At 55.7% G+C, this 15419-nt stretch carries 17 protein-coding genes; 11 read left to right on the top strand and 6 right to left on the bottom strand.

What is annotated here, in order from left to right; genetic code table 11:
• Positions 1-29 precede the first annotated feature (29 nt).
• The 5 genes from LAO21_05565 to LAO21_05545 all read right to left on the bottom strand — a co-directional run bounded on the left by LAO21_05565 (position 30) and on the right by LAO21_05545 (position 5514).
• Positions 30-500: a YraN family protein gene (locus LAO21_05565; GenBank protein ID MBZ5552169.1), complete on the bottom strand. Its 471-nt coding sequence runs from the start codon at positions 498-500 to the stop codon at positions 30-32.
• 106 nt (positions 501-606) lie between these two features.
• Positions 607-1947, bottom strand: a complete 1341-nt coding sequence (locus tag LAO21_05560) for an acetyl ornithine aminotransferase family protein (GenBank protein ID MBZ5552168.1) — start codon at positions 1945-1947, stop codon at positions 607-609.
• Positions 1948-2161: 214 nt separating this feature from the next.
• Positions 2162-3559 (bottom strand): cysteine--tRNA ligase, encoded by a 1398-nt coding sequence (cysS, locus tag LAO21_05555; protein MBZ5552167.1) that lies wholly within the window; start codon positions 3557-3559, stop codon positions 2162-2164.
• Between the two features lie 211 nt (positions 3560-3770).
• A complete protein-coding gene (locus LAO21_05550) occupies positions 3771-4829 on the bottom strand; it encodes a hypothetical protein (GenBank protein ID MBZ5552166.1) in 1059 nt (352 codons plus the stop codon).
• A gap of 151 nt (positions 4830-4980) precedes the next feature.
• Positions 4981-5514 (bottom strand): TlpA family protein disulfide reductase, encoded by a 534-nt coding sequence (locus LAO21_05545; protein ID MBZ5552165.1) that lies wholly within the window; start codon positions 5512-5514, stop codon positions 4981-4983.
• 257 nt (positions 5515-5771) lie between these two features.
• Between LAO21_05545 and LAO21_05540 the strand changes: the two genes are divergently transcribed.
• Positions 5772-6680, top strand: coding sequence for a bifunctional DNA-formamidopyrimidine glycosylase/DNA-(apurinic or apyrimidinic site) lyase (locus LAO21_05540; protein ID MBZ5552164.1), 909 nt, complete (start codon positions 5772-5774; stop codon positions 6678-6680).
• Positions 6681-6799: 119 nt separating this feature from the next.
• Here the strand turns inward: LAO21_05540 and LAO21_05535 are convergent, their stop codons facing one another.
• The gene (locus LAO21_05535; GenBank protein MBZ5552163.1) at positions 6800-8320 is read right to left on the bottom strand and encodes an AsmA family protein; all 1521 of its coding nucleotides are present in this window, start codon (positions 8318-8320) and stop codon (positions 6800-6802) included.
• Between the two features lie 163 nt (positions 8321-8483).
• Between LAO21_05535 and bcp the strand changes: the two genes are divergently transcribed.
• The 10 genes from bcp (at position 8484) to LAO21_05485 (ending at position 15408) form a co-directional block, all read left to right on the top strand.
• Positions 8484-8939, top strand: a complete 456-nt coding sequence (gene bcp / locus LAO21_05530; GenBank protein MBZ5552162.1) for a thioredoxin-dependent thiol peroxidase — start codon at positions 8484-8486, stop codon at positions 8937-8939.
• Positions 8940-8998: 59 nt separating this feature from the next.
• Positions 8999-9544: an SET domain-containing protein-lysine N-methyltransferase gene (locus LAO21_05525; GenBank protein MBZ5552161.1), complete on the top strand. Its 546-nt coding sequence runs from the start codon at positions 8999-9001 to the stop codon at positions 9542-9544.
• 143 nt (positions 9545-9687) lie between these two features.
• Positions 9688-11178, top strand: a complete 1491-nt coding sequence (locus LAO21_05520) for an amidohydrolase family protein (GenBank protein MBZ5552160.1) — start codon at positions 9688-9690, stop codon at positions 11176-11178.
• Between the two features lie 88 nt (positions 11179-11266).
• Positions 11267-11965, top strand: coding sequence for a rhomboid family intramembrane serine protease (locus LAO21_05515; GenBank protein ID MBZ5552159.1), 699 nt, complete (start codon positions 11267-11269; stop codon positions 11963-11965).
• An 80-nt stretch (positions 11966-12045) separates the two neighbouring features.
• A complete protein-coding gene (locus LAO21_05510) occupies positions 12046-12723 on the top strand; it encodes a hypothetical protein (GenBank protein ID MBZ5552158.1) in 678 nt (225 codons plus the stop codon).
• Positions 12724-12864: 141 nt separating this feature from the next.
• On the top strand, positions 12865-13110 hold the full coding sequence (locus tag LAO21_05505; GenBank protein MBZ5552157.1) for a carboxymuconolactone decarboxylase family protein: 246 nt from the start codon (positions 12865-12867) through the stop codon (positions 13108-13110).
• 78 nt (positions 13111-13188) lie between these two features.
• A complete protein-coding gene (locus tag LAO21_05500) occupies positions 13189-13470 on the top strand; it encodes a hypothetical protein (GenBank protein MBZ5552156.1) in 282 nt (93 codons plus the stop codon).
• A 4-nt stretch (positions 13471-13474) separates the two neighbouring features.
• A complete protein-coding gene (locus tag LAO21_05495; protein ID MBZ5552155.1) occupies positions 13475-13999 on the top strand; it encodes a nuclear transport factor 2 family protein in 525 nt (174 codons plus the stop codon).
• Between the two features lie 69 nt (positions 14000-14068).
• A complete protein-coding gene (locus LAO21_05490) occupies positions 14069-14401 on the top strand; it encodes a carboxymuconolactone decarboxylase family protein (protein ID MBZ5552154.1) in 333 nt (110 codons plus the stop codon).
• 53 nt (positions 14402-14454) lie between these two features.
• On the top strand, positions 14455-15408 hold the full coding sequence (locus tag LAO21_05485) for a lysophospholipase (protein ID MBZ5552153.1): 954 nt from the start codon (positions 14455-14457) through the stop codon (positions 15406-15408).
• The last annotated feature ends 11 nt before the right edge of the window (positions 15409-15419 follow it).

The raw sequence follows: 15419 nt of genomic DNA, 5'->3' as shown, positions 1-15419 counted from the left end.
GCTCCTTTCGATTGGAAGTTTCACGGAGCTCAATTCATCCGAGGTCCGAATGCCCGCGCCGTCAGCTCACAGAGCGGGGACCCGTCCGGATTGAACTGAACGGAAACTATGTCAAATCGGATGTCCACGGAGTGCAAATTGGCTTGGCGCAGGTAATCAAGTGAGGTGTTCAGAATTTGCCTCTGTTTGAAGGTGGTCACAGCCTCTTCGGGCCGTCCGTGCTCAGTTGTGGTCCGAGTTTTCACTTCAACGAAGCAGAGTATACCACGATCCCAAGCGACCAAATCAATTTCCCCGTGATTCGTTCTGAAATTACGAGCTACGATCATGTACCCCTGATGTTGCAGAAATATGAAGGCCGCCCGTTCCCCGCGGCGGCCGAGGGCAAGCGGGCTGTGCGGGTCAGTGGGAAAAGGAGAATCGACCCGGAAAAACCCGGCGCGCACCGAACTCCAGTACTCCGTCAGACTCTTCAGAAGCCTTTGCCAAGCCGTGGACATGTCCCTCCGCCCCACCGGCCCGTCAGCCGGGGCAATATGCTTCACCGAAGCGGGGGGATGCCTTCGCACAGCATGCCAGGATTCCTGGCAAAAAACATTCTCCTGCTCAACGCCGTTCCGTGCGGGTAAGGACCTCTTCAAGAATTTCGACGGCGATATCCGCTTGGCGCTGATTGATCAAGAGTGGAGGCATGAGGCGGACCACGTTCTCCCCACACCCGAGGATCAGCAGCCCGCGTTTGAAGGCCTCATGGAGCACCTGATCGCGTTCCTCATGCGCCTTGACGCGAGTAATCTTGTCGCGCACCAGTTCGATGGCAATCATAAGCCCCAATCCCCGCACCTCGCCGACCAGCGGATGAGTTCTGGGCCAATCGGAGATCTTTTCCAGAATGTACTTTCCAATTCGCGCCGCATTTTCCGTGTACTGCTCTTCCAACAATTTGATGGTGGCCAGCGCTGCAGCACAGGAGACAGGATTTCCTCCGAAGGTTGACGCGTGAGCGCCCGGGGGCCAGTTCATCAGGTCAGCCCGGGCGATCATGACGCCGATGGGCATGCCCGAGGCAAGCCCCTTGGCCGTGCACAGGATGTCCGGCTCAATTCCAAAATGGTCAATGGCCCACATCTTGCCGGTGCGTCCCATCCCACTTTGCACCTCATCCGCCACGAAGAGGATGCCGTAGTCCTCACAAATGGATTTCAACTCCTGGAGAAACTCGACCGGGGGAATGACGTAACCCCCTTCGCCGAGGATCGGTTCCACAAAAATGGCAGCAACCTCCTCCGGCGGCACGGTGGTCTTAAAGACGACATCGCGGAGAAACGTTCCGCAATCGATGGAACAGGTTTGCGGCGTGAGATTATAGGGACAGCGGTAACAATAACCGTAGGGAACATGCGTCACACCCGGAACCAGTGGGCTGAAACCCCGGCGCTGCGTGACCTTGCTGGCCGTGAGCGACAAGGCGCCGAAAGTGCGGCCGTGGAAGGCGCCGTAGAAGGCGATGAACTTGTCGCGCTTGGTATGAAAACGGGCCACCTTCATGGCCGCTTCAATGGCTTCCGCACCGGAGTTCCCGAAGTAAACCTTTCGAGGCGCTTTTCCGGGGACGGAATCCGCAAGCTTCCGGGCTAACTCCACCATCTGGGGGTAATAGAAGTCAGTTCCGGACATATGGATGAAATCCGCCGCTTGCTTCTGAATCGCGGCCACAACCTCAGGATGCGCATGCCCGGTTGAACAGACCGCGATTCCAGCGCTGAAATCGAGGAACGTGTTGCCATCCACATCCTCCACCAGGGCGCCGCGACCACGCCTCATGACCAGCGGATAAGGGCGTGTATACGAGGGAGACACGAACCTCCGGTCTCCCACAAGGACTTTTTTCGCCTTGGGGCCCGGGAGTCTGGTTTTGATCCGGGGAAGTAAACTCTTTGTCGCCATAGTATCCTCCAAAATTCCGATATCAGGGAAGTTCACAAAGCGGATGCCTCTTCACTCAGGCACTTGTCATTCAGGGACTCCCGTGCGAACGAAGCACTCACAAGGGATTGATCGGGGGGGATTCGAAGCTCGAGCTAATCGCCGCTAAAGAGATTCGGGCGCACATCGAGGGGACGATGGCGATTCCGAGCCAAACCGGAGGAAGAAAACAAGACTATTCTTTTCGCTTCCATCTTAAACCCGCTCTAGTATCTTCCAGAATGATCCCCTGCGCAAGCAATTGATCGCGGATTTCATCGGCCTTTTTGAAATTCCGCTCGCGGCGCGCCTGGTTTCTTTCGGCAATCAATCCTTCAATCTGGGAGTCGAGAATCTGGCGGGTGGGATCCTTCAGGACAGGGAAAATGGCCTGGAAGTCATCGAACAAGGCACGAATGGAGGCCACATTCCCCTTCCCGAGGCTTCCCTCCCCCAGGGCGGTATTGCCCTGACGGACGAATTCAAACACCGCCCCGAGCGCCCCGGCGGTGTTCAAATCGTCATCCAGTCCGGCCGCATACTTGTCGCGTGCCGTGCGGCAGGCTTCCTCCACGCGCTCATTGACGCCTTCAGGAAACGTTTCCGTTTCAAAGCGCAGCAAGAACTCTTCCAGCCGCTCGATCGCCCTCTGGGACTGCTCGACCGACTCCGATGTAAAGTTGAGATGCTTCCGGTATGGGACCGAGGAGAGGGTGTAGCGGATGGCCCGCGGGGAGTCTCCCTTGCCGAGCAAATCCCGCAACGTAAAAAAATTTCCCTTGGACTTCGACATCTTCTCACCGTTCACCATCAAATGCTCCCCGTGCAGCCACAATCGGACGAACGGTTTCCCGGTGGCGGACTCGCTCTGGGCGATCTCGTTTTCGTGGTGTGGAAATATGTTGTCCACAGCACCACAGTGGATGTCGAACGTGGCCCCTAGATAGCGCATGGACATGGCCGAGCACTCAATATGCCATCCGGGACGCCCCTTCCCGATGGGCGTCTCCCAATAGGGTTCACCATCCTTGGGGGCCTTCCAGAGCGCAAAATCCCGAACGTCCTCCTTCTCATACTCATCGACATCCACACTGGCCCCCATCTTCATGCCGTCGAAGTCAAGTTTGGCGAGCTGACCATACCGGGGGTAGGTGGAGATCTTAAAGTAATATGAACCGTCTTTCTCATACGCATGACCGCTTTCAACCAGCTTTTGGATGAGTTGGACCATGTCGGGGATATGGTCCGTGGCATTCACCACCTTATCGGGACGTTCGATGGAAAGGGCCATGCAATCCTCGAAGAAGCAGCGGGTATAGCGGTCCGTATAAGCTCGAAGCTCGGCCGGCTCCTTCGCCTTCGAATCCCGGATCGTCTTATCATCGACGTCCGTGATGTTCATGACGTGGGTGAGTTGGTAGCCTCTAAATTTCAGCCACCGGCGCAGGATGTCTTCGTACACATAAGTTCGGAAGTTGCCGATATGGGCAAAATCGTAAACAGTCGGGCCGCAGGCGTACATGCGGACGTGGTTTCCTTCCAAAGGCTGGAATTCTTGAAGCTTCCCGGTTAAGGTATCCGTCAATTTGAGCATTGGACCGTCGGAATTGGATCCCCTGAACGCCCCTGGAGACCTCAAACTCAAACCCTCGCCCGATCATTCTAGCGGGCACTTTCACAGGGAGTCAAGAACACCAAGAAGTCTCACCCACAAAAAATCCCCACAAACTTCGTGGGGATTCAATGTTTTTCGTACTTCGAGCGGGCACGTCGCACCACAAGATTACAGGGTCACCCGTACTGGTTCAATGGCGAACCGGGGTAGGTGAATGCGCGCCCCCCTCAGAGCGCGATGACCCGGCCGACGAAGAACCCACTGCCGAAGGTCCCACAGAGGGCGAAGGAGCGGGTGAAAACCCGCCGCCCGAACCGATGGATTCATGGCCCCTCGAGAATCCTTCGCTGCGGCTTGTGCCAATTCCGCGATGGCCACCGTTCGAAACGACAACAATCGGTGAAAAAAGGAATCCGCCGCCGTATGAGGAGAAGAAGTCGTTGCGACACGGCATGTAAGTGTAGTAACCAAAGAACGGGTCATAAAACCATCCGCAGCCCCAGCCGTAGGGGCTGAGACCATAGGAACCGTAATAACTCCCCGGATAGTATCCTTGCGACAAGGATCGGATCACGCCGCGATTGGATTGGGCCAATTGTCCCGCCCTAAAGGCGCCCCATTCACTCAGGCTGTCCATCTGTTTGGTGTCGAAGTGAACAAAGGCCACGTCGCCTTTGGCGCTGGTAAGGGTGGCCGCGGAGGACTTCTTCATTCGAGTCGTCTTCCCGTTGGCGGACACCGTCACCATCTCCCCTCGAAAAACCCGCGCCGTTGCTGATCCCGGTTCATTCACATCAAAACGATAAACGCCGTCTTTCCTGATGTTAAACAAGTGGCCGAATACGGATACGTCAATATGGCCGATGGACTTGACATTACCCGCCTCCACCTCCATTGAGCCGGACACCAGGTCGAGGGAAAGCTCAGTCAGGCGATCATTGACCAGCCGCACTGTGGACTCCGGTCCTAAGCGCGCAAATGAACCCGGATTGAGCAGCATTTCAACGCGGCTGTTTTCACGAACTCTTACCTCATCGCCCCGACGGAGTTGTAACAAGGGCCGGGCTTTCTCCCACCGCATATCTCGGGCATTGTGGACATCCACGCGACCCTCAATCACATTGATCAAACCGCCCTTGGTTGAAATGTAAGGCTGACCCGAAACGATTTCAGGCAGGATGGTCAACAGGGCCCCGAGACCCATGAAGAATACGATCCACTGTCGAATTCCTTGAGTGGTTGTTTTCATGGCTTCTTCCTTTTTGGTTGGTGGTACCAGACTACTTTGCTGTTTCTTCTGTCTCCCTACCCTGTGGGATACATAAACTCAAGAAAAGGTTGGCCCTGCTGGAATCTTTATTTCCCATCCAATGGAACAGAGAGACCAAGGAGAACTACCGCTAGGAACGCAACAGAGAATCGAAATATTGCAGGGCTTCGGGAGCCATCCAGTTATAAGCGCCTATGATCTTACCACGTACGATGCCCGAAGGATCAATAATATACGTCTCCGGATATTTAAAAGTCCCATACTGGTGAGGGACCGACTGGTGAGTGTCGAGCAGGATGGGGAAGGAAAGGTTGTGCTCCTGCGAAAACTTGTTGACCGGGTCCCAATCCGAATCGACACTTACCGTGAGAACCGTAATCCTCTGGGGGGTGGTTGCCACAAAGCGCTGGTTCAACTGCTCCAAAAAAGGGGCTTCCTCCACACACGGAGGACACCACGTTCCCCAGAAATTCAACACAACGAACTTGCCGCGATAGTCAGAAAGGCGCACGCTCTGACCAGCGGCATTCTTCAACGTGAAGTCGGGAGCTGACTTCCCCACTTCAGCGGGCTCGTCTTGCGATACATGCTTTTGGGAAAAATACCACCCGAACCCCACCAGGATGACGACAATGCCCAGGATGAAAATTTTAACCTGCTTCATGAAATTCCTGATTTCCGCGCCCTGGCGGACGCGAACCCTCCGCAAAACTCATGTTCTCGATCACCTTCTGTCGAGCCGGAGCGGGCCTTCTCTCCAGACATTGAATTGTAGGTATCTCGGTCGAGTTTGACAAATGAAAAAGATAGGATAAGGTTTCAGATCGCCGGGAGAAGCGTGGCGCCTTTTTGGCCATTACAGGGAAGGGTCCAAGTCAATCCGGCGGTAGCAATCAAAGGAACTGGCGAGGTCATACCCTGATGCCGGAACTACCCGAGGCGGAAACTATCGTACGCGGTTTGCGCTCCCATATCTTGAACTCCAGGATTCGTTCGATTGAATTCCCGCAGGCCCGGTATTTCCGGCCACAACTGGAGGAACCGACCGAGCGATATCTGGCATCCCGGATCAGCGATATCTTCCGTCACGGAAAGTCGGTCATCCTTCAGTTGGAGACTCGCCACGGAGAAGAGCGGTTCCTGGTCATCCGCCTGGGGATGACGGGCCAACTGCTCCTCGGAAATGAACCTGATCGCCACACGCATGCGATTTTTTGGCTCGATCCTCCCGGACTGCGATTATGCTTTCGCGATTCCCGGCAGTTCGGCAGGATGCTGTTCGTCAAGGACTGGCGGCCCATTTTTCGATCCCAGAAAACAAGGGTCCTTCGCCAGCGGGGAGTGGCGTCCTACAGTGCGGAACGATCCGACGAGCCGGATCGACCGACTCCCCTCCTCCCAGCGTCCGACCCGTTGAAAATCTCTGCCGGAGAGTTCCTTGCAATCTTTTGGAAACGCCGCGGGATGATTAAGGCCGCGCTGCTGAACCAGCACCTGTTGGTGGGGGTGGGCAACATCTACGCCGACGAAAGCTTGTTCGCGGCACGCATTCATCCCAGGCAGAGAATACATCGGCTCCCGAAGCAGCGCCTACTCAAGTATTTCACGGTGCTTGTTAAGACCCTGAATAAAGCGATTGACCTCGGAGGCTCATCAATCTCCGATTTTGTGGGGGCCACCAATATTCTGGGGGAATTTCAGTTGACACACCGGGCATACGGTCGTACGGGAGAAAAATGTTTACGGCGGGGCTGTTCCGGGATCATCCAACACACCGTGGTCTCCAGCCGCAGCACCCATTATTGCCCGCAGTGCCAGCGACGCATTTGAATGCCAGAAGGTTATTCGGGGCGTGGCAAAGTCTCCAGGAAGGAAGAGGAGACGCCGGGGCCTTCAAAGCTCCCCGTGGGCACGCCCTCACTCTGACCCTGCGCCGCTGCGTATCCTTTTCATTTTTTCTTCTTCTTGAACAGACCCTGGATGGACTGGATGGTACTCTCGATGTTGGACGGGCTGTTGGTCTTGCCGGTCTTCAACGAGAGGAGTCTTTGGGTGTCCAGCTTGAAATGCGGAGTTTGAAACGTGCCGGTCACCTGAAAAGGGACCAAAGCCTGCTTGTTCTGGTCCAGCAAAAGAGCGGACAACAAGCCGCCGATAGGATTTTGAGACTGTATCTTCTGACTGGCCCCGGGTGAAAAAGTTGCCAGAACGTCGAACTTCATGTCACTCTCAAAGTTGAACCCTCCCTGACACAACAGGCTGAGGTCGGGAATCTCAATCTGAAGGTCGCTGGTTCGTGCCCAGTTGTCCGCAATCTCGAAATGGCCGGTCAATTTATTGATCGGAGTCTCTCCCTCCGCAAAGTTAACACCCGCCAGTTTCGCCAGGAGAGCCACCTGGTGACCGATGCTGACATGGGCCAGTTTCCCCTCCTGCACCTCCAGACCCGCTTTTCCAACCAGCCCACGCAGCACCTCCGCTTCATTCTCGCCGCTCAACCGCATCGTGAGATCGCCGCTCACCAAGCCGTAGAACATGTTCTTGGCCGAACTGTTGCTCGAGAGAAACCGGTTGGCATCAATTTTGTTCAGATGGCTGGTGAGTTCGAGCGAAGGCCGGGCCTGAAGAAGGTTGACGGTCATCGCCCCACTTTCATGGCCGGAGTAAATGTCAAAATCCAAGGGGTCGACCTTCAAGGTCCCTTGCGAAAACATGAACTGCCCTTTCAGATTCTCAAGTTCGATTTTGCCGGAATGGAGGGTTTTTGCCTCAATGGTGCCCTTGGCGGGGGAATTCGCCATGTTGTTAAGGTTGAGAGGGCCGGCTTCACCCTCGAGATGAACGGGCTCTTTTTCTTTGGTGTCGCTCACGGTCAAGGAGAATGGGAACGCGGAGCGGGCTGAAATATTCCGGGCGGTCAATTCAAGCACATCATAACTTTCCGTCTCGCCTGGGCGGGACTGATCGAGGATCACCACCCTTCCGTTTTTCACGGATAGATTCGAAATATCGAAGGAATTGAGATTGGCGGGGGTGGCTGGACCCCCCATGCTCGCCGCCGTTGGGGGAGGAGCCGTAACCTCGGCTTTCCCCAGCGTGGAGAAATTCCATTCCCCGCGTGAATTCTTGGCCATCCAAACGACGGGCGCAGTCATTTCGAGGGAATTGACTTGGATATGGCGTCGCAGGAGTGGCCACAAATCGAGGTGCAGCCGGAAGCTTTCAATCGTGACAAAATCATCACTCCGGAAAGCAGGGTCGTCACTAATACGAACATCCTTGGTTTCAATGGCGACCGGAAAAAGGGACAGCCTTAAGTCGTTCAGGGTGACCTTGCGGTTGATTGCCTTGTTCAACTGGGCCTCGATCACGCCCCGGTAGACATTCACATTGATCAGGAAGGGCGCGGCCAGAATGGCCCCCACCACGACGACGGCCACCACCAGAACGATCCACCATTTTTTGACCATGGCTGGGTTCCCTCCTCTGCGACACCCGGATTTTACCCCCCGGGAACAAGCCCTTCAAAACAATTCCTCTCCTGACCGTTGACAAAGAAGCCAGTCCACATAGAATAGAGACCGTCCCAAAACGATCATGATTATGGGCAATCCGATTCTGAGGTGATTACTCATGCTTAAAGAAGGCGGCCGGGCTCCCGACTTCACTGCCCTTGACAGCGCAGGTCAAGAGGTCAGCCTGAAGGACTTCAAAGGTAGAGTCGTTGTCCTGTATTTCTATCCCAAAGCCAATACCCCGGGCTGCACCCTGGAGACGTGCGATTTCCGGGATCAGCACAATGCAATTCGGAAGCAGGGTGCCGTGGTCCTGGGCATGAGCGCCGACAGCGTGAAGGCCCAAGCGAATTTTGCCGGTAAATATGAGGTCTCATTCCCGCTGTTGTGTGACGAAGGGAAGCGGATTCTCAAGGCCTATGGTGTCTGGAAGGAAAAGAGCCTCTACGGAAGAAAATTCATGGGGATTGAGCGCACTACGGTCATCATTGACAAAGATGGGAAGATCAGTAAGATTTTTCCCAAGGTGAAGGTCAAGGGTCATGTCGAAGCGGTGCTCCAGGCGATAAGATGAACCCCTCCCATTTCAACTCTCAGAAAGGTCCATCCGTCACAAAGGCCGGAATATCGGAGATGGAGCGAAAAGAGGAACCACGTTTCCCGTCGGCGGATCAGCCTGAAGACCTTATCCAGCTGAGGCAGTCTGCGATTCACCGGCAGGGAGTCTTTGCGACCTCAGCAGTTCAGTCCGGACGTAGGATCGTCCAGTACCTGGGGGAAAAGATCACCGCCGAAGAGAGTGACCGACGAGAGGAGTTATACAGCGATAGGGGGGTGACCTACCTCTTCGACATGGAGAATGGCTATGCCATTGACGGAGGCGTCAATGGGAATATTGCGGTCTACATCAACCACAGTTGCGATCCCAACTGTTTCATTGAAATCGAGGGGGATGAAATCTGGGTGGTCGCTCGACGAGCGATCGCGCCGGGTGAGGAGCTGACATACGATTACTGGTTTGACGCCGCCGATGACGAAGCGGCAGCCATCCCCTGCTGTTGCGGGGCGACGTCTTGTCGCGGAACGATCAATCGTCCCTGGGACGCCGGGGGCGGCAATGACATCGCTGGGGTGGAGGGTGCGCGCACCTATCCATCCGCCGAAGAGGGGCCAGATTAGCTCTCCTCAGGTTTGTCCAACCCTGCCTCTCGAGACTGTCCCCCAGGAAGAAGTGGGGAGCTTGATTCCCGTGTTTACGCGGGGGCGCCTTCTGGCCCTCCAGACCACAGGCTTTTGCCGAAAATGAGAAACCATTTCACCCGATGAGCTTCCGTCCCAACAATGCGGGCCCCATCGTCCTTTCCCTTGCCGCCATGATTGCTGCGGGAGCCCTGCTCGTCCTCCAGCCTCTCTGGGCTTGGGCGGCCTCCCCGGGATCATTTCCATTCCGAAAGACGCCGGCGCCGCCACTTTTGATTGTCGGCGTGACCGTCGTCAACGTGAATGCTCCCAATTCGGCCACTGCTCTGAGACAGGACATGACCCTTGTGGTTCAAGGGGATCGAATCGCCGAGGTGCGGCCTGCAACGCAGGAGGATCTCGACGATCTTAAACTCCACATGAGGGAAGCGGGATCAAGAAATGAGGTCTCGGAGCACCTGATCGACGGCCGGGGACTGTTCGCCATTCCCGGCTTGATCGACACTCACGTCCATCTGGAGTGGAACAGCGATGAAGGGTCAATGTTGAAGATTTTCCTTGCAAACGGGGTGACCGCGATACTTGAGGCCGGAAACCCTTCTGAAAAGGTTTTTCGTATAAAGCGTCAATCGTTGTCCCGCGAATTCTTAGGACCTCGAATAGAAGTCTGTGGATCCCTCATCACCTCCCCTCCCGCGGCCTGGCCTCATATGACGGTCGTGACTACGGCCAGTCAGGTCAAACAAGCCATTCGGGCACGGGCCATGGCGGGGGCCAAATTTGCCAAGATCTATGCCCAATTGACACCCGACCTTTCTCAAATCGCCATCGATGGGGCTCATCGAAGAGGGATGCGAGTCATGGGGCATCTCGGCCGCACCAATGCCATCGAAGCGACTTCGCTCGGCATCAACATCATTACCCATCTTTCAGGGGTTGCCGATGCGGCGCTCCCTGATCCTGAGATCGCCCGCGTCCAACACGCATTGGGATTCGCTCAAGGTTGGCAAACCACCAATGCGGCATGGGGTCAGGTGGTCCCCGAAAAACTGTCGGACCTGATTCGCCGTATGGTGGCAAATCGGGTCGCCCTCTCCCCGACGCTCTGGTTTCAGAAGGTTTTCGCGACCTGGGGACAGGACACTGAGGAAAAGCAGGAAGCGGTGAAATACTCGCACGCCCCTCCCGCCATTGTGAAGGGGTGGCAGCAATTCACCATGGAGTTGGGCGATCCCAATATCTATAAGTCGGCCTGGCCGCTCCAGAAGCAATTTGTGAGGGCTTTCTATGAGGCCGGAGGGTTGCTGATTGCCGGCACGGACACACCCAATCAGTTTGTTGCTCCGGGATTTGGCCTTCATCAGGAAATGGAAACACTCGTCGAAGCAGGAGTCCCCCCTTTTGAGGCCTTGAAGGCCGCCACCGTTAATGCCAGCCGCGCCTTGGGTCATGAGGAGGATTTCGGTTCCATTGAAATTGGAAGCCGGGCGGATTTTGTGCTCATCGAAGGGAATCCCCTTGAAGACTTGAAGAACGCTCGAAGGATTCGCTTGGTCTCCCGGGGTGGAATTCCCTATACTCCTGCTCGACTTTTGGCGGGACTCGCTCCTTAGAGAAGTAACCATTCCACCCTCAAAGAGGCATTCCCTTTTTGAATGTTATGCAAGAAACCTATAGAATCGCGTCGGAGAGCAGACCCGGATGATTCCCTTCCGCGACAACATCCCTTCGCGAACCTTTCCTATCGTCACGGTGGCGCTCATCGTCGTCAATGCGGCGGTTTTTTTCCAGGAACTATTGCTGGGGAGACATCTTACTTCTTTCATTCAAGTCTACGGGTTAGTCCCGCTCCGCTGGATTGATTCCGTTTTCTCACTGGATCCTGCAGCGCTGCCGAACCTGGTCACTCTCCTCACCGCGATGTTTCTTCACGGGGGCTGGCTTCATCTGATCGGAAACATGTGGTATCTATGGATTTTTGGAGACAATGTCGAAGACTATCTCGGGCACATCCCTTACCTGGGTTTTTACCTGATTTGCGGAGTGCTGGGCAACCTCGCTCACATTTTTTTCAACTGGTCCTCGACGGTGCCTTCCATTGGGGCGAGCGGCGCCATCGCGGGAGTGCTCGGCGCCTACCTCCTGCTTTTTCCAGGCGCCCGCGTGTTGACCCTGATTCCCCTTCTTATTTTTTGGCCCATTATTGAGCTTCCCGCGGTAATTCTATTGGGCTTCTGGTTTGTGGAGCAATTTTTCAGTGGGTTCTCATCCTTTGCGATGAGCCCGCAAGCCGGTGGTGGGGTCGCATGGTTCGCACACATCGGCGGGTTCATTGCAGGAATGGTCCTCATTGCCAGAACCAGGAGAACTCGGCGACGGCGATCGTACTCCGGAGATTAGCATGGGCGGGGCTTATCTTTGCCCCGGACCCCGCACTAAGAGAAGGAAGTATTTTTCGAGGCAGATGGCGAGAGGCATGTATGAAGTATCTGGCGGGTCTCTTTGGTTTGTGTCTAATTGGTTTTAATGCGCCGGCCCAGGCGCCGGTGCCCGTCTCGCGTGAGCTGTTCCACCATCTGAAAGTGGAGAATTCCGTCGTTAAGATCTTCGATGTCAGGGTTCCTCCTTGGAAGACGACCATGTTTCACATCCATCCGGAGGACTATGTGTTTGTTACTTTTGGGGACTCGACCCTCAAATCCCAGGTATTCGGCCAAAAGGAAGAGGATTTGAATCTAAAGAGGGGCGAGGTACGCTTTAAGGCGGGGCCGATTACCCACCGTGTCCGGAACCGGGGCGGGAAGCCCTTTCACAACCTGACGATCGAACTGCTCCGCCCTCACCCGGCAGGAGGCCCACTAAACACCTCGGAGCCCCCGCTCGGCCAGCACCAAGGCCTCGTGCTTGAAAACGAAAGGATCCGGGTGACCCGAACGGTCTTGCGGCCCGGTGAATCGACGAAACTCCATTCCCACAGACAGCCGCACGTTGCCGCCGTCATCAGGGGAGGAACCCTCCTGGATCGGATGGAGGGCATAGGGATGGAGGGCCGGAACCTGAGAGCAGGTTCTTTCATGTGGCGAGAGGGGGCAGTGACCCATTCGATTAGCAACACCGGCCGGACGGTGATTGAGTTGGTCGAAATTGAAATCAAGTGAGCGGACGCCATCGCGGTAATCATTATTCAAATGGGCCCTCAGGTTAGGAACGTTCTGAAGTTACAAGGCACTCGGCCTGCTTCAGCTTGCCTCCCGGAAAGATAGTGAACATTTGAGACTTCTGAAGGGATTTGGTATTTCATGACCTGGATCAAGACAATTTCCTTGGAACGCGCAACGGGAAGACTCAAGAAAGAATTCGAAGCAGCCCTCGAGCGCGTGGGCAGGGTTTTCAACATCGTGACGGCACAGAGTCTGAATCCCGACGTCCTGCACGCCTCCATTAATCTTTACAAAGCGATCATGCTGGGCCCCTCGAGCCTTTCCCGGACCGAGCGCGAGATGATCGCTGTGGTGGTTTCTAAAACGACGGGTTGTGTTTATTGAACGGAAGCACACGGAGAGGATCTCCGTCAACTCACCCATGACGACCGGTTGGTCAGGCTCATTAAACTGGACTATCGCATGCTCTTGCTGGAAGACCGCGTCCGCTCGATGCTCGACTTCGCAGTTCAGGTCACCAAACAGGTCCACTCCATCAGCCCATTGACGATTGAAGAACTGCGCGCCAAGGGGTTAAGTGATGAGGACATCTTGAACGTCGTCCAGGTGGCTGGATTCTTCAATTACTACACGCGCCTTGCCGATGCCTTAGGCGTGGAACCGGAACCCTTCACCCCTGCGACAGTTCCTACCCCGCAGTCCGGGGCGGATCTGACGATCCCGGATCCCGAGAAAGTGAAGTGATGTCATGCGACGATTTCTTCCAATTGCCTTTGTGTTGGGGGTTGGCGTTCTGAGTCAGGTCAGTGCATGGCCGGCCAGCTCTCCTGCGGTCCCTGCCCGGTCCCCTCAGGACGAGATTCGACTTGTCCTTGAGACCCAGGTGTCTGCCTGGAATCATGGGGATATCGAAGAATTCATGAAGGGTTACTGGAATTCCCGGGAGCTCCTCTTTACGAGCGGGGGGAAAATCCGGCGCGGCTGGCAGGAGACGCTCAAGCAATATAAGGCAACCTATCCCGATCACGCGCGAATGGGTGAGCTTTCATTCAGTGATTTAGAGATCCATCTCCTTCCGACTTCTTCTTCTGAGAAGGGCGCGCCGGTTGCCGCGTGGGTATTGGGTAGATGGCTGCTGAAGCGTGCGGGGGATGAACCACAGGGAATCTTCACGCTTATCCTGCAGAAATTTCCGGGCTCGCCAGAAGGCATGGCGCCGGGATGGAAGATTGTCCATGATCACACGTCCTCATCTTTGCCGGAATCGAAATAGGTCCACGGTCCGTGTGACGGCCCGCGAAGCGATCATCTCGAAATGAGTCCAAAACCAAAAGGAGAGGCCATGCCCCGCGAATTCTACAAGCAGACTGAGCAAACTAAATTTGTAAAAGCGAAAGAGATCACCCCCGTTGCCTTTGAAGCCTTCGTGAATTTTGACAAGGCTGCCATGGCCGAAGGTGCCCTTTCCCGAAAGACCAAGGAACTCATTGCGGTTGCTGTTGCTCATACCACCCAATGCCCGGCGTGCATCGACATTCATGCGCGGGGGGCCAAATCAGCAGGGGCTACGGAACAGGAGGTGATGGAAGCGGTCTGGGTCGCTGCCGCCCTGCGTGCCGGCGCGGCCGTGGTCCATTCCTCCCTCAGCCTGACCTCTTACGAGGACTCGCACTAGGGCGACCCCCGCCGCCTGATATTTAATGTCGGGATGAAAGGGCAGGCGCCAGCGTGGGATCGCGCTCACTGAAAACTGAGATCGCTCAAGAATCGATCGGGGACCTTCGGATCGAAGTCCACAAGATCTTCCTGTCGCCATCCATCGCCATCGCGCTTTCCCATGTCCAGCACAAAGGCACGCCTCGGGGTCGTTTGCCGCCCCTGGTCCTCGCTCATGGGGTTTTTGTCAACCGGAACATCTGGCTGAGCGCCAAGGGAAAAGGGATGGCGGCCTGGCTGGCTCGCCGCGGCGTGGACGTGTGGCTGCTTGAAGTCCGCGACCACGGGAGAGCCTTTGTGTGCGGGCCCCGCCGGAGTAAAGCAGGGTTTGATGATCTGGTGGACCTGGACGTGCGGGTGGCGATCGAGACTGTCCTCGAGGTGACCGGCGCAAAAAAGCTTTTCTGGATTGGGCACAGCCACGGGGGGATTCTCATCTACGCGTTTCTTGGGAAGTATCACGAAGCCAATCCCTCCATTGCCGGCGTCGTGACCCTGGGCACTCAAACCACCGAGCAAAACAGGACCTGGCGGCAACGGGGCCGCTTGATCTCGATTCCGGTGATCGTCTCGCTGCTCGGGTATTTTCCGTCACGTCGGTTGCATCTCGGACCGGAGGACGAGTTTGGGCGAGTCATGACGGAATGGTTTTGGTGGAACTGGATGCACAAATGGACCAATAACGAGTTTGATTACCAATTGGCCCTTAAGAATTTCTCAGCTCCGTTGCTTTGCCTGGTGGGGGTCAGGGACGACATGGCCAACCCGGAGGGTTGTGAGAGAATCTTTAACGGGGTGGGTTCGGCCGACAGGACCTTTCATGTTCTGGGTCGCCGGTATTCAAACCGGGCCGACTACGATCATACCTCCATCATTATCGGCGCCGATGCGGAAAGGGAGATTTGGCCGATGATCCTGCATTGGATCGAGCGCCGGGGGATTTCGAAAGGTGAAGCAGAGGTGTGAGAGCAGTCCTT

Source organism: Terriglobia bacterium (genome assembly GCA_020073085.1).
Taxonomy (GTDB): domain Bacteria; phylum Acidobacteriota; class Terriglobia; order JAIQFV01; family JAIQFV01; genus JAIQFV01.
The sequence above is the reverse complement of the archived record's forward strand: the minus strand, read 5'-3'. Positions and strand labels throughout refer to the sequence as shown.